7 protein-coding genes and 1 pseudogene are annotated in these 16,333 nt (G+C 37.0%); 6 read left to right on the forward strand and 2 right to left on the reverse strand.

Annotated elements, in window-relative coordinates:
* The first annotated feature begins 8 nt into the window (after positions 1-8).
* The 4 genes and pseudogenes from IGK96_RS04560 (at position 9) to trpS (ending at position 6,703) form a co-directional block, all read left to right on the forward strand.
* Positions 9-680, forward strand: coding sequence for a hypothetical protein (locus IGK96_RS04560; protein WP_002389950.1), 672 nt, complete (start codon positions 9-11; stop codon positions 678-680).
* 100 nt (positions 681-780) lie between these two features.
* Positions 781-1,747: pseudogene (locus IGK96_RS04565) on the forward strand (hypothetical protein).
* 10 nt (positions 1,748-1,757) lie between these two features.
* Positions 1,758-5,537 (forward strand): Ig-like domain-containing protein, encoded by a 3,780-nt coding sequence (locus IGK96_RS04570; protein ID WP_113851243.1) that lies wholly within the window; start codon positions 1,758-1,760, stop codon positions 5,535-5,537.
* A 161-nt stretch (positions 5,538-5,698) separates the two neighbouring features.
* Positions 5,699-6,703, forward strand: a complete 1,005-nt coding sequence (trpS, locus tag IGK96_RS04575) for a tryptophan--tRNA ligase (RefSeq protein ID WP_002356846.1) — start codon at positions 5,699-5,701, stop codon at positions 6,701-6,703.
* A 53-nt stretch (positions 6,704-6,756) separates the two neighbouring features.
* Here trpS and IGK96_RS04580 read toward each other — a convergent pair whose 3' ends face one another.
* Both IGK96_RS04580 and IGK96_RS04585 read right to left on the reverse strand, forming a co-directional pair.
* Positions 6,757-8,535: an ABC transporter ATP-binding protein gene (locus IGK96_RS04580; RefSeq protein ID WP_002374418.1), complete on the reverse strand. Its 1,779-nt coding sequence runs from the start codon at positions 8,533-8,535 to the stop codon at positions 6,757-6,759.
* Positions 8,536-8,587: 52 nt separating this feature from the next.
* Entirely contained in the window at positions 8,588-10,315 is a 1,728-nt protein-coding gene (locus tag IGK96_RS04585; protein WP_014862226.1) for an ABC transporter ATP-binding protein, read from the reverse strand.
* Positions 10,316-10,381: 66 nt separating this feature from the next.
* Between IGK96_RS04585 and IGK96_RS04590 the strand changes: the two genes are divergently transcribed.
* Both IGK96_RS04590 and IGK96_RS04595 read left to right on the forward strand, forming a co-directional pair.
* A complete protein-coding gene (locus IGK96_RS04590) occupies positions 10,382-11,197 on the forward strand; it encodes a MerR family transcriptional regulator (protein WP_002383586.1) in 816 nt (271 codons plus the stop codon).
* A 473-nt stretch (positions 11,198-11,670) separates the two neighbouring features.
* Entirely contained in the window at positions 11,671-16,206 is a 4,536-nt protein-coding gene (locus IGK96_RS04595) for an isopeptide-forming domain-containing fimbrial protein (RefSeq protein WP_438755891.1), read from the forward strand.
* Positions 16,207-16,333 lie beyond the last annotated feature (127 nt).

The following is a 16,333-nucleotide window of genomic DNA, read 5'->3' on the forward strand; positions in this document are numbered from 1 at the left end:
AAGTTTGAATGTTTACTAAGCAAACCTTTGATAATAATATCTATATGAAAATTTTTCGCTGGCTTTACATTTTATTTATCGGTAATCTAGGGCTTCTCTTAGTGAACATTCCTTTTTTCATAGCGGTGATTAGCTTAGACATTGATCCACGAAACCTCCCACTTTTTGTAGTAACGTTGTTGCCGATGGGGGCAGGGATGATTGCACTTTTAGGTTTAATCGATACTTTTAAAGAAGAAAAGGAGCTGGATCCATTTAAAACTTTTTTCCAAAAGTTTCGTCAGTTTGGGTTAAGAGGCTTTCTTATCAGCTTGCTAGGCTTAGGAAGTAGCATCATCAGTGTGACAGATATATTCTTTTTTGCCAAAACAACGATTGGTAAATGGTTTATTCCATTGATGGTCCTTCTGCTAATTTTTGGGTTAGCTATTATGCTGAATGCTTGGTATTTTCAAGTACGAAACCCGCAAGCTTCTTTTAAAGATGTGTTTCGGATTTCAATTTACTATGGACTGCGGAAATGGTATGTCAGCTGTCTAAATGTTTTTTTACTATTCTCAATGTTTGCAATGATGTTTTTGAAGCCACAGTTTGGGTTTGTTGTAACCCCTGTCCTGTTCCTAGGGATTATTTATTTAAATACTGGGAAATTGCATGAAAAGCAAAAAAAGAATAAATAATTTTTACCTAATAAGTAATCTCGATTTTCAGGAAAATGAATGAAGGTGGGATTGCTTATTTTGTTCTTGCCTTGTTTATTAAAGTGGAGGGAGCGAACGAATGAAGAAAAAAATAATTATTTTAAGTAGCTTTTTGATAGGTGCTATTTTTGTGCTCGTTATTTTTACTACCAGCCAGCAAAGTATGATTAATAACGAAGCAATCCAAGTCGAAGAATTGATTGTTTATGGCGATAAAAATATGAATCGTGTAGCGAAGCAATTCTCTGATCAGAATAATTTAACTTCGTTTGGGAAAAATTTCTGGCGCAAAACGTATAACGGAAAATCACCCACTCAGGAACTACTGAAGGTTGCAACGAAGGATTTAGTACAACATAAAATGTAAACAGCTGGCGACGGAGTTAGAAATAGCCCACTCACAAACATTTGGGCAAGAAAAAAAAGAATGGCAAGACCAAAAGAGCAGTTTAACGCTCTGGCAATTTCTAGATGCAAAAGATCAACAATTACAGGACCAAATAAAAGAGAAATTAATGGAGAAAGAAAAGCCAACGCAAAAAGAATTGCGGCAGGCCTTTGAGCAATTGGAGGATAAATATAAAAAGACCGATTACTTTATTGAAGCAATTGAAATTCCAACTTTTTCAGGTAAGCAAGCAGAATTAGAAAAAATAGCCGAAGCAATCTCTCCGAATCTATCTTATGAGGAGACGTTATTGGAGTGGCAAAATAAATTACCTAATCTTGTTATTGCATCGTATCAATTGAAGAGTGCAGAAATCCAAAAAGAGGATATTTATTCGTTGTCTGTTGGGGAGATTCTTAGTGAAAAAGCTGTTGGTACCGTGGTGAAAGGATACCACGAAAACCAATACTTTTATATTTTTAATAAGGAAGGAGGGCAACTTTTACAGTTTGAAGAAGCACCACAATTTGGCAAAAATGCCTATATCAACACATGCTACAAAGAGAAATTAGCTACGTATCAACAAGCAACCAAAGTAGACTTGTTGGAGAAAGACAGAGAAAAGTTTTTTCAAAATTATCAAAATAAAAACAGTTAAGGAGCAGAAAATGAGAAAAAAAGCGTATTTTAAAAGTGTAACCATTTTCCTTTCTATTTTGCTTGTTTTTTCCCAGCTTCAATTATTTAGTCTTCCTGCTTATGGGGAAACAGTGAGTGATCAACCATTACTTTTTCGTTCAGTAGGTGTCGCTCAAAATGGGACGACCTACTATGTGGATGGGGAAGGAGGAAATAATGCCAATGATGGGCAGTCTCCAGCCAGTGCTTGGCGTGATTTTGAAAAAGTGAATCAGACGGAGTTTCAGCCAGGCGACCATCTTCTGTTGAATGCGCAAAGTACCTGGAATAACCAATTGTTGCATCCAAAAGGGAATGGGACAGCGGCACAAAAGATTGTCATTGATTTTTATGATACGAATGACAAAGGAGAAACCATTTTTGAAACCACACGGCGTCCGATTATTAACGGTGGTGGCACCTACAGCACAGGGACTTTCAAACGTGCAATCTCAGGGGCCGTGCAGTTAGTGAACCAAGAATATTGGGATATTTCAAACTTAGAAGTGACAAATACACCAGAGCTAGATAATCTCGAAGGCTATAAGAAACCAGGAGATGCTCAAAGAGCGGGGATATTAGTCCTAGGATATGAACAAAATCGAACGTTCAATAGTGTCACGATAAGGAATAACTATGTTCATGATGTTCAAACAGAATATTATTTGAATCTAAGTGGGAATACTGCAACCAAACGATTAAAAGCGGTAGGTGGAATTATTGTTTTAGGAAGTTGGTTTGATGAGAATGGCAATGTAGTAACGGCAGCTAATGATCATCGAACAACGACTGGATTTAATGATATTTTGATTGAAAATAATGTGATTCAACGAGTGGGACTTGAAGGAATTCGAACAAAAGCTGATTCAGATACCTCAAGAGGCAACACTTTCTACAAAACGTTTTCTAATATTACGATTCGTAATAACTATTTAGAAGATATTGCTGGCGACGGAATTGTCTTGTCAGAAGCCAAAAGTGGCGGTGTCGTCGAAGGAAATGTTGCTGTCCGAATGTGCAATGCCGATTATGGTACACAAAATTACGCGGGCGTTTGGGCAATGTCTGTAGATGACGGACTGTTCCAATATAACGAAGTATACGGAATCAAATATGGATTTAACGATGCTGAAGCTTATGATGTGGACATGCAGTCAAACAATGTTATTTATCAATATAACTATTCACATCATAATACTGGCGGCTTTTTATTGCTTATGTCTGATCAAAAAAATTCGGTTATTCGTTACAATATCTCAGCTAATGACGGCGGTGGTAACCGAGGAACAGGTAAAGATAATCCAGGCGGAGCTGGTGGCTACAATTATAAAGAACAAAGCATTTTCCATTATTGGGTGAAAAATGATGGAGCGGCAATGCCAACTATCCACAATAATACGATTTATGTTGGCGACGGCATTTCAACGTCATTATTTGGTGAAGGAAATAGTTCTGACAACAGTGGTACAGTAGCCAATTTTTACAATAATATTTTATACAAAGAAGGTACCGGACAATTAAAATTCTTATCTAATTATCCAACAAATGGGACACAACCAATTGAACGTAAAATGGTCGATAATCCAGAAAAATATTTCAAAAATAATGTTATTTGGCCAAAAGAAATTGCTACAGAAAAAAGTGGTGCAACTGTTGAAAAATTAGTATCAAGTGGAAACATTTTTGAAAAACCACAATTAGAAATCACAGATAACCCTGAAAAAGTGAAAGAGTTGGCAGAGCAAGAATTTACGACAATGAAACCAACAAAAGATAATGTGGTTGAATTTACTTCCAAAGAACGCTTACGTCAGCGAGCACAAATGTTCCAATTAAAAGAAACCTCTCCAGCGATTGGTAAAGGCTTGTCGGAAGTGAACAGTGCGGCCGAAGACTTCTTTGGAAATAGCTTGAAAAATAAAGTTTTAGATATTGGTGCGCAACAAGCATCCACAATTGAAAAAAGTATTCGTTATCAAAATCAAGTGTTAGAAATTAGTTCGGCAACAGGTGTGTATCCTAATTTGCCAGAGCAAGTTGAATTAACGTACGAAGAAGTCGTTAATGAAGAAGTGGTTGCGACAGGCAAAAAAGAATTTAAGTTACAATGGGAAGCAATCCCTCAAGAAAAAATTAATACAGCAGGTACAGTTGAAGTTGCAGCAACAGTTATCGGCTTACCGATAGATGCTGTCAAAGTAACAGCCAAGGTCTCTTTTGAGGGTGAACTTGGTGAAGGAAAAGACACCGTTAAACTAAAAACAGCTCAAACTGCCTATGTTCAAAAGAGTGATGGTAACCGAGCATACTCTGCTATAGCAGGCGGTACCGCTGCCATTAGTTCAGGAGACGCCTATAAATATCCTTATGGAGTAAACTATACGGGCAATTACGCATTAAAATTAAAAAATGCTAGTTCTGCAGGGTATAATCGCCGGATTTACGTTGAAATTGATACACAAGAATTGAAGAACTATCAATCACTAAAAAGTGCCAATTTAGAATTAAATGTGATGCGTTATGATGCGTGGAATGGTGCTGGCAATACAAATGATGAACGTTTGAAAAATACGCAGTTCCAAGTAGATGTTTATGGAACAGATACTAATTGGATGAGTAACACCATTACTTGGAATAATGGTCCAAATAATTTAAATGTACCAAATGAAGAAGTTATTGCTCGACAATCTTTTACAAATAGTTCAATTATGAATAATCAAAATACAATCTCTATTGATATTAGTAACTATCTACGAAAGCTAATTCAAAGTGGTGAGAAAATTCCAGCCAAGTTAAGTTTCTTATTAGCGATTACAGACAGTCGTTTGCCTGGTTATGATTCTGATAATGCTGGGTTTGATGCTTTTTCAAAAGAAGGCGCACAAAAGGCCTATCAAGACTTTTTAGCAGGCAAATTGACCTTGCCAACTGGTCAACAGCTAACAGAGGATAGTTTAGCTCCTAAAATTGTTTTATCGAATGTTTTCGAAGTCAAACATGAGTCGATTGAGGTCACGACAGAAGCGGGTCAAGCCCCTAATCTACCAGAAAAAACAACTATTTTTTATTCGGATGGTTCACAACGAGAAGTGACTGTCAATTGGTCAGAAGTTCCAGCATCTTCTTATCAAAAAGAAGGAACATTCACTGTTGTAGGACGAGCAGCAGGTGTCTCAATGCCAATTATTGCCAATGTAAAAGTCACCGCTAAACATATTGTTGGATTCAAGGAATTGCCTACGCTGGATCGACTAACAGGCACCTCGCGAGGCGAACTGAATTTGCCAACTGAAGTAATTGCAGAATTAGATGATGGTAGCGAAACGAAATTGAAGGTTATTTCTTGGGATGACGATGTTAGTAATTATTCGCCAAGTAGCCCGCCAGGTACTTACCAGTTCCCTGCTGCAGTAGAAGAAAAAATAGGAATTGCAAATCCTGATGAACGAAAAATCTTCCAAGTCGTGCAAACTCATGCGATTCCTGAAAGAATTCAATTCGCTACAGAAACAGCTACTATAAAATCAGGCGAAAATTATCAAATTCAATCTAAAGTGATTGGTCAAGCGCCGCACACAGAAACGGATGTTTGGAGCTCACAAGTAACGTATGAGTTGGTTACACCAGATGCTGGCAATACAGTAAGTGTAGATGAAAACGGTCTGATTAGGACAGAAGCAACGACTGCTGCAGGAAATTATCAAATCAAAGTAACAAGCAAAGTTTTGCCGATAGTGACTGCACAATTTTCAATTAAAGTCACAAAATAAATAAACTGTTTGAAGAGACTGGAACAAGAATTGCTGTACCTTGCAATCTTTCTAGTCTCTTCGATTATCTAGAATCAATAAATATTCTATTGCCTACTATTCATTCTTTTTAAAACAAGGTAAAATAATAAATGAAAGTAAACGATAAAGGTGTGTAGACAATGAATACTATCTTAACAGGTGATCGTCCAACTGGTAAATTGCACCTAGGACATTACGTAGGTTCCTTAAAAAAACGAGTAGAAATGCAAGCAGACCCTACAAATCAATTATTTGTCATGATTGCAGATTTACAAGCATTGACAGATAATGCAAAAAATCCCGAAAAAGTTTCAGCCAATGTTTTAGAAGTTGCTTTGGACTATTTAGCAGTTGGTTTAGACCCTACGAAAACAACAATTTTTATCCAATCGCAAATTCCACAGTTAGCTGAATTAACAATGTACTATCTAAATTTAGTGACCACGTCACGTGTACGTCGGAATCCAACGGTCAAAGCAGAAATTGAGCAAAAAAAATTTGGGGAAGGTGTTCCGACAGGATTCTTTATTTATCCCGTTTCACAAGCTGCTGATATTACTGCCTTTCAAGCGAACTTAGTCCCAGTTGGGGAAGACCAAAAACCAATGTTGGAACAAGCGCAAGAAATTGTGCATAGTTTTAATCAGACGTACGGTGAAGTTTTAGTTAGACCGGAAGCTGTGTTACCGCCAAAAGGCATGGGACGCTTGCCAGGAATTGATGGCAACGGAAAAATGAGTAAGTCTTTAGGCAATGGTATTTATCTTTCAGATCCAGCTGAAGTGGTACAGAAAAAAGTAATGAGTATGTATACCGATCCAAATCATATTCGTATAGAGGACCCAGGACAAGTTGAAGGAAATATGGTCTTTACTTACTTGGATGTCTTTGGGAAAGAGAAAGAATATATTGAAGAATTAAAAGAGCACTATCGTCATGGCGGTTTAGGAGATGTGAAAATTAAACGTTACTTAATTGATGTCCTAGAAGAAGAACTCGCACCGATTCGTCGACGTCGTGAAGAGCTGGCTAAAAATCCAGAAGCGATTATGGAAATGTTGCATAAAGGAAGTCTTGCTGCTGAAAAAGTGGCAGCACAAACCTTAACAGAAGTCAAAAAAGCGATGGGAATTCAATATTTCTAAGCAATAAAAGAACTGGAACAAGTCAAAAGAAGAATGACTTGTTCCAGTTCTTTTTAAGTGGTTTGAAATTGACTATTATATAAGCTGGCGTAAAGAGTCGGAGCTTGTAATAGTTCCTGATGCGTTCCTTTTTCAATAATATCGCCATTTTTCATCACTAAAATTAAATCAGCATTTTCAATCGTAGATAATCGATGAGCGATAACGAAGCTTGTTCGATTTTCTGTGACAGTTTCCATCGCTTTTTGAATATGGGCTTCTGTTCGTGTGTCCACACTCGAAGTTGCTTCATCGAGAATAACAACGGGCGGATTTGCTAAAATGATTCGGGCGATGGTTAATAACTGTTGTTGCCCTTGTGATAATGCACCATTTTCGCTAGAAATAATTGTGTCATATCCTTGAGGAAGGGTCCGAATAAAATGATCACATTGAGCAATTTTAGCTGCTTCAATTATTTCTTCACGAGAAGCATCTTTTTTTCCATAGGCAATATTATCTGCTACGGTTCCTTCAAATAGCCAAGTGTTTTGTAAAACCATGCCAAATAAATTTCTTAGATTTTGTCGAGAAAGTTTCGTAATATCAATCCCATCAAAAGTAATGGCGCCTTGATTTATTTCATAGAAACGCATTAATAAGTTAACTAATGTTGTTTTACCAGCGCCGGTGGGTCCCACAATGGCCACTGTTTTTTTCGGTTGAACAGAAAAATCAACATTCTTCATTAAAATTTTTTCTGGTGTGTAGCCAAATTGAACATTTTTAAATTCAATGGCTCCTTTAGGAGAAGAAATAGTTTCTAAATGAGTTGCTTCTGGCTGTTCATCAGCTTCATCTAAGATAACAAAAATCCGATCAATGGAAGCCATCGCTGCTTGAATTGAGTTAATGACATAAGAAGCGGTAGAAATCGGCTCAGAAATTTGGTTGATATATTGCAAATATGCTTGCAAGAAACCAATCGTAATACCACCAGATAAAACGAGCATTGCGCCTAAGATAGCACTAATAATAAAAGCCAACTGATTGATAAAACGAATAGCTGGATAAATCGCAAAATTTAGAAACTGTGCTTTTTTAAAGGCACGATAATGTTGTTGATTAACAGCATCAATTGTTTTTTCAGCATTTTGCTGTTGATTAAAGGTTTTTGTGACCAAATTTCCTGCTAAATATTCTTCCATCTTATTATTTAATTGACCTAATTCAGCTTGACTTTGATCAGCAAACACCTTGTTTTTATTCGCGATTTTTGTCGTCATGAAAGTACTGCCGCCAATTAGGAGCAACACTAAAATGGTTAATTTTGCATCAATATAGAACAACATAATTCCTGCAAAAAGGATAGTCACGACGGAAGTGAAAAATTGGTTGATGCCTGTTAAAAGAACTTGTGACAATTGGTTTAAGCCAGTTGTTGAACGACTAATGATATCGCCCACTTGGTGATTGTCAAAGAAGGCCATTGGTAAAGTTTTAAACTTTTTTGTCACTTCTTTTCTAATTCTTAAAGTAACCCGTTCGCTTAAAGAAGCCATTGCTCGTTCCTGAATAAAAGAAGTGATACTACTAATGATTGAAAAGAGAATTAAAAGTAAGACGGGACCTAAGAGTGCTTCTTCAACTAAAGGAAGTGTCATGCCTTTGAGCCCGACACGCTTGATAGCTTCTAAGAGGTTATCAATCCCGATTGCCATAATATAGGTCATGGCAACAATTAATAAGTTTCCAATTAAACTGCAGATCATTAGACCATAAAAGATTGGATGCTCAGGTTTAATCATTTTCCAGAAACGTTTAAAGCTTTGAAGATTCATTGTTTTTTTCATTGTATGGCTTGAAAAGAAAACTTTCTTTCAAGCAGTCACATCCTTTCTTTAGTTACTTGGGTAAGATACCTTGCGATTTAGCAAAGTCTTGGTAATAGCTATTAGTGGTAAGTAAATCAGCGTGGGTGCCTTGACCAACAATCCTTCCTTCATCTAGGACGATAATATTGTCAGCGTTCATGATTGTACTTAACCGTTGAGCAACAATGAGTAAAGTTTTGTCCGACATTTGTGCATGTAAAGCGGCACGTAGAGCGGCGTCAGTTTTGTAATCTAATGCGGAAAAGCTATCATCGAAAATATAAACGTCTGCCGGTTTGATTAAGGCTCGTGCAATACACATTCTTTGTTTTTGACCACCAGAATAGTTGGACCCGCCTTGTGCTACGAAACTTTCAATCCCTTGTGGTAAGGAATCGATAAATTCAGAAGATTGTGAAATTTCTAGTGCCGTTCTTATTTCTTCTGTAGTTGCTTTGGCATTTCCCATTAATAAGTTTGATAAGATTGTCCCACTGAAAAGAAAGGCTTTTTGTGGCACATAACTGATGACTTGGCGAATCGTTTGCTGAGATAATGAGCGGATATCTGTGCCAGAATAGCTAATCGTGCCGGCTGTGACCTCATTTATTCGTAAAAGTAACTTAACTAAAGTACTTTTACCAGCGCCAGTTGCCCCAACAATCGCCGTTGTTTTTCCTTTAGGGATGACAAAACTAACATTTTCTAAAACAGGATCAGCTGTTTCTGTGTATTGAAACGTGACGTGATCGAAGCAAATCAAGGCTTTCTCAGGATGATAAGCAATGGTTGCTTCAGTATTAGGATCGCTAATTTCAATTTCTTCTGACAAAACTTCTTGCAAGCGATTCAAGGAAGCAACGGACCGTGGAATGACAACTAATACCATAGCCGCAATCATTAAGTAGGCCAAAGTTAGAAGCGTATATTCAATCACAGCTGTAACGGTGCCAATTTGTAGGGTGCCTACTGCAACTAAATTACCGCCAAACCACAAAATAGAGGCGTACACAACGCCCATTAATAAAAAGGCAACGGGAGTAATCCAAGCAAAGATTTGATTCACTTTACTCATGCGTTCAGCATAATTTTTAAATGTTTGATTGGTTCGCTGCTCTTCAAAGTCTTGATTATTGAACGCACGAATCATATTAATTCCAGTAAAGAACTCTCGTAAAGTCGTAGTAATTCGATCCATTTTTGGTTGAATTTTTAAAGATAAAGGGGTACCTTTTTTCATTAAAAAATAAACAACGACTAAGTAAAATACGATGGAAGCCAATGTTACCCAAGCGAGTGAAACTGAATAAGAAAATGTCATCACTAAGGCAAATAAACTAATAATAGGCGCTGGAAAGATTAATTGGCAAAACAGCACAATCATTGTTTGAACATTGTCTACATCGTTGGTCATTCTAGTTAGCAAAGAATTTGAACCAAATTTATCAACATTTTTCATCGAGAATTGTTGAAATTTTTTAAAGAACAATCCTCTAACTTGAAAACCAAACTTAGCAGCTACTAAAGCAGACAAATAGCTAGAAATAATTGCGGCAATTGTTCCAATGAATGCCACAAGAAACATTTGTATGCCAATCGTTTTAATTACTTGTTGGTCACCGCTAACGATGCCCACATCAATCAACTTGCCAACTAATTTAGGGACGCCAAGGGTTCCTGCGATTTGCAAACAGATGGTTAAAGTTGTCGCAAGAACAATCCATTTATTTTCTTTAATAAACTCTTTCATTAATTTCATGAAATTTCCTCCTTAAACAATACCGTTTTAGCTGTTACAAAGAGTCATTGTACACGTTCAAGTAACTTGAATGTCAACAGTAGAAATGCTAAACTTTTTGATGGAGGGAACAGTATGGAAAAAAATTACACAATAAAAGATGTTTCTGAGTTGTTAAATATCCCTAAGTCCACGATTCGTTATTGGGACGAGCAAGGGTTGATTAGTACAACACGCAATGAAGAAAACGGATATCGAACCTTTGATTTAGAAGATTTGTTCAAAATATATGATATTGATTTTTATCGAAAAATGGGGATTCCTATCAAAGATATGTTGAATTTATATAAAAAGACTCCTACCGATCTCTATGCCACCATGGAAGCAACAGAAGAACAACTGGGGCAAGAAATAAAAAGGCTTCAACATAAATACAAAGAAATTAAGAAAAGAAAATTACATTTACACGCGTTAATTGATTTAGAAACATTGGTTTTTTCAGATGAACCAATTCCTTTTGATAAAATTGTTGTTGTTGACATTGAGGATCCAGAAGAGATGAAAGTTTACATGGAACACATTTCAACTTTAGGTATTTACGGGGATTTAAGTGAATCCAATGAACTGACGTATGGGATTTGTTTGGCAAATCATGTGAATAAAAAAAGTTTAGACAAAGTGATTTGGCTCAAAGAATCAAGTAGCCAATACAAAGGCTTTATTTTAAAAGTCAATACACAAGATACCCGTTTGAATAATATCGAAGAAGTAAAAAAGCGTTTAGCAAAACAAGGATTTGAAACAGGCATCGTTGTCGGGGAGCATATCTTGACACAACTAGAAGAGGAAAATCAATATATTGAATATTATTATGGTTGGATTGAAATTTTAGGGGAAAAGTAAAACAATTAAAAAAAGGAACTAGCAATAGCAAATGTAGCTAAGCTAGTTTCTTTTTTTGGTAAATGTAATGAAAATTACATGAAAAAAGTTTTAGTTTTTAAAACAATTTAGAACGAATGTTATTAAAGGGAAAACAATAAAAAAATTACTCTTAAAGCTAGAACTTACCTATGTTTGTATTTTTTTAGGGAAAGTCAATATATTTGCTTCATATAAAACGTGTTATTTAATTCGCTATTTTTTGTTGAAATATCGGGTTTTTTTCTTTTTTTAGCTAATATAATGTGTTACTTTTTGATTATAAGGAGAAACGGAAAATCGTACGTTAAAAAAAGTTGTTGTAGCTAAATAAAGAAAGAATTGAAGGTTGAAAAGTATTTTATGGAGGTGGATATTGAGAAACAATTAGTAATTGTAAAAGTTGTTTGAAGATGATTTATTTAAGTAAATGAAAAGAACGAAGGAGAATGTAAATGAATAAAGCAGTTAAAAATTTTGTGAGTTACCTTATGATTACCATGCTGTTTATTTTAAATTTGTTACCAATGATGAACGCATTTGCTCAAGAAGTAACAAGTGATGCTGAGAATACTGTTGAAAAAGACGGGCTCAAAGTAATAGGGAAAATAGAAGATACATCGTCTCAAGAAGATATTAAAACGGTCACTTACGAAATAACAAATACACGAGATGTACCAATCAAAAATCTCATTTTAAAACAAAAAAATAACAATGATAGTCCAATCAAATTTGTATTAGATACTTTAAGCGAAGAGCGAGGACCTACGTCTTTAGAAGAACAAGCAAAGGTTGAAACAAATGAGAAAGATCAAACAACCGATATTAAACTGCTTAACCTTCAACCAAATTCGACAAGAAAGATTACCATAAATGGGCAAATAACTACAAAAGCGTCGAGCAAGTTATTGGTCAGCGTACTAATAGAAGATAATGAAAAAGGGACACTAGTAATTGATTTACCTAGTAAAGATATGCTAGCAGATAAAGAGTTTGTTTCGAAGGAAAAACAGGAAACTTCAGAAACAAAAGTAGAAAATCAGGCAAGCGAAACAGCCTCTTCTACAAATGAAATAACCGGAACTACTAGTAACGAAACAAAGCCTGAAGCAGGAAAGGCGACAGAAAGTATTCAAGAGACTGCACTAACGCAGGCTACCGAAAGTCCTGAGCAACCTCCATTAAAGGCGCAACCTACTGGTCCGTTAGTGCCACCAACACCTGGTCGGGGGTTTAATACACCGATTTATCAAAGCGTTCATAAAGGAGAACTTTTTTCAACGGGAAATACCAACTTAAAAATTGCGAATGAAAGTACGGCGGCTGCGCAAACATTTTTAAACACACGAGGAGCAAGTAGTGGTTATGCAATTAACAATTTTCCTTTAGAATTTGCAGATGTTGACAATGATCCAAATACGTATAACTCTAGTCGGGCTTATATTGATTTAAATGGTGCAAAAGAGATTGCTTGGGCGGGCTTATTTTGGAGTGCATCTAGATATAAAGGCCCTGCTTACGGAACAAATCTTTCTGATGAAGAAATTAGTGCACCAGTTCAATTTACTACACCAAATGGAACCGTACAGCGTGTTTCGCCCCAAAGGTACCATCGTATCGATCAAGATGCAACAAACCCAGGACAACGTTTCGGGTACAATAACACTGGATTTTCTAATTATGCAGATGTAACTTCAATTTTACAAGGGGATAAAAGTGCGACAGGGAGTTATAGGTTGGCAGATATTCCTATGACAAGTAGTTTAAATGGTCAATATCAATATTATAACTTTAGTGGTTGGAGTTTGTTTGTTGTTACAAAGGATCAGGCAAGTAAGTCAAGAGCTTTTAGTATTTACTATGGAGCACGTGGTAATGCTGCTGGAACCAATAATGAATTTACTATGAGCAACTTTTTAACAGCAAAACAAGGAAATCTTGATCCAATTGTGACCTGGTTTACTGTTCAAGGAGATAAATACTGGACTGGAGACAACGCACAAATTAAAAATAGCGCAGGAATTTGGGTAAATATTTCGAACACGCTCAATCCAGTTAATAATGCTATGAACGCAACTGTGACAGATAACGATGAACATATGGTAGATAAGTATCCAGGAAAATTTGCGCCGGATCATCCTAATTTTTTAGATATTGATATCGATCGTATGGCAATTCCCGAAGGTGTTTTAAATGCTGGACAAAACCAAATTAATTTTAGAACAACAAGTAGTGGTGACGATTATTCTACGAATGCGATTGGTTTTGCTGTAAACGCAGAAACGCCTGAATTTGAAATTAAGAAAGAAATTGTGGAACCAAAAGAAACTTACAAAGTTGGTGAAACGATCACGTATCGTGTCTCACTAAAAAATACAAAAACTGATTCAGAAGCGATAAATTCAGTCTCGAAGGATGCACTAGATGGTCGCTTAAATTATTTGCCAGGCTCTTTAAAAGTTATTAGTGGACCAAATTCTGGTGAAAAAACGGATGCTTCAGGCGATGATCAAGCTGAATATGATGAAACCAATAAACAAATTATAGTCCGTGTCGGCAATGGTGCAACTGCTACACAAGGAGGTAGCTACAAAGCTGATACAGCTGAAACAATTTACGAATTTAAAGCGCAGATAAATGAACGAGCAAAAGCAAATGAATTAGTGCCTAATAGCGCAACAGTTGAGGCAGTAGATATTTTAACATCTGCAAAAGTCAACGAAACTTCTAATATAGTAGAAGCGAAAATTGCGGACGAACAAGTAACTGGCAAATTAACCGTTACAAAAACCGTTAATAACTCTAAACCAAAACTAGGGGAAGAAATCGAGTACACAATCAGTTTCCGCAACACCATCGAAAATGGTGTCCTAAACAAAGTAGTTATCACAGACCAACTACCAAAAGGGCTGACGTATGTCAAAGATAGCCTAACAAGTGTTGGAGATGAACCAAAACCAACCAGCTTGACAGAAGCCAATGGCACAATCACAGCAGAATACCCAAGTATCACCGATATGAAAGAACGGAGTATTCGTTTCAAAGTGATCGTTAACGAAGAAGCGAAAGCGGGCGAAACAATTCTCAACAAAGCCAAAGTAGATGACACAGTTAATCCGCCCGAAGAACCAGAGGTGCCGGTGGTACCAGAAGCGAAAGAAGGCAAATTAACAGCAACAAAAACCGTTAATAACGCTAAACCAAAACTAGGCGAAACTATCGAGTACACAATTAGCTTCCGCAATACCATCGAAAACGGCGTCCTAAACAAAGTAGTTATCACAGACCAACTACCCAAAGGACTAACGTATGTCAAAGATAGCCTAACAAGTGTTGGTGATGAACCAAAACCAACCAGCTTGAAAGAAGCCAATGGCACAATCATAGCGGAATACCCAAGTATCACCGATACGAAAGAGCGGAGTATTCGTTTCAAAGTGACCGTTAACGAAGAAGCGAAGGCAGGCGAAACAATTCTCAACAAAGCCAAAGTAGATGACACAGTCAATCCACCCGAAGAACCAGAGGTGCCGGTGGTACCAGAAGCGAAAGAAGGCAAACTAACCGCAACAAAAACCGTTAATAACGCCAAACCAAAACTAGGGGAAGCAATCGAATACACCATCAGCTTCCGCAACACTATCGAAAATGGCGTCCTAAACAAAGTAGTTATCACAGACCAACTACCCAAAGGACTGACGTATGTCAAAGATAGCCTAATAAGTGTCGGTGATGAACCAAAACCAACCAGCTTGAAAGAAATCAACGGCACAATCACAGCGGAATACCCAAGTATCACTGATACAAAAGAGCGGAGTATTCGCTTCAAAGTGATCGTTAATGAAGAAGCCAAAGCGGGCGAAACAATTCTTAACAAAGCCAAAGTAGATGACACAGTCAATCCACCAGAAGAACCAGAGGTGCCCATTACACCCGAAGAACCAATCACACCTCGAACAAAAGAAGGCAAATTAACCGCTACAAAAACCGTTAATAACGCCAAACCAAAACTAGGCGAAACTATCGAATACACCATCAGCTTCCGCAACACTGTCGAAAACGGCGTCCTAAACAAAGTAGTTATCACAGACCAACTACCCAAAGGACTAACGTATGTCAAAGATAGCCTAACAAGTGTCGGTGATGAACCCAAGCCAACCAGCTTGAAAGAAACCAACGGCATAATCACGGCGGAATACCCAAGTATCACTGATACAAAAGAGCGGAGTATTCGTTTCAAAGTGATTGTTAACGAAGAAGCGAAAGCGGGCGAAACAATTCTCAACAAAGCCAAAGTAGATGACACAGTCAATCCACCAGAAGAACCAAAGGTGCCCATTACACCCGAAGAACCAATCACACCTCGAATAAAAGAAGGCAAACTAACCGCAACAAAAACCGTTAATAACGCTAAACCAAAACTAGGCGAAACTATCGAGTACACCATTAGCTTCCGCAACACTGTCGAAAACGGCGTCCTAAACAAAGTAGTTATCACAGACCAACTACCCAAAGGACTAACGTATGTCAAAGATAGCCTAACAAGTGTTGGTGATGAACCAAAACCAACCAGCTTGAAAGAAGCTAACGGCACAATCACAGAGGAATACCCAAGTATCACCGATATGAAAGAACGGAGTATTCGTTTTAAAGTGATCGTTAATGAAGAAGCCAAGGCAGGCGAAATAATTCTCAACAAAGCCAAAGTAGATGACACAGTTAATCCACCCGAAGAACCAGAAGTGCCCATTACGCCTGAAGAACCAGCGAAAAATAAAAAGGAAACAAAAAAAGTTGTTACAGACCAGAACAAACCTACAAAAAATAGTAAAAATGAAATTGCCATAAACAAGAAAGAAACGTCTAAATCATCCTATTTACCAAAAACAGGAGAAAAAGTCCAAAAAATATTTGCGTATCTGGGTGTAGGACTGATCTTAATTGTATTAATTCTCTATGTTATAAAGAGAAACAAAGAAAAAGAGGAGTAAACAAAATCGATTGTTTTAGAACGACTAATTAGCTGAAAATTTAAGAGTTGGCAACATAAGTCAAAATGACCTATGTCGCCAACTCTTTTTGATTTATAACAAGAAACCCAACATATTGTGTGTGCAT

It is taken from the genome of Enterococcus sp. DIV0682 (assembly GCF_051712685.1).
GTDB lineage: Bacteria > Bacillota > Bacilli > Lactobacillales > Enterococcaceae > Enterococcus > Enterococcus faecalis.

Excerpts from the sequence above, each read along its gene's own strand:
- IGK96_RS04595 (WP_438755891.1), top strand. The coding sequence starts at position 11,671 with ATGAATAAAGCAGTTAAAAATTTTGTGAGTTACCTTATGATTACCATG.
- IGK96_RS04570 (WP_113851243.1), top strand. The coding sequence starts at position 1,758 with ATGAGAAAAAAAGCGTATTTTAAAAGTGTAACCATTTTCCTTTCTATT.
- trpS (WP_002356846.1), top strand. The coding sequence starts at position 5,699 with ATGAATACTATCTTAACAGGTGATCGTCCAACTGGTAAATTGCACCTA.
- IGK96_RS04580 (WP_002374418.1), bottom strand. The coding sequence starts at position 8,535 with ATGAAAAAAACAATGAATCTTCAAAGCTTTAAACGTTTCTGGAAAATG.
- IGK96_RS04560 (WP_002389950.1), top strand. The coding sequence starts at position 9 with ATGTTTACTAAGCAAACCTTTGATAATAATATCTATATGAAAATTTTT.
- IGK96_RS04585 (WP_014862226.1), bottom strand. The coding sequence starts at position 10,315 with ATGAAATTAATGAAAGAGTTTATTAAAGAAAATAAATGGATTGTTCTT.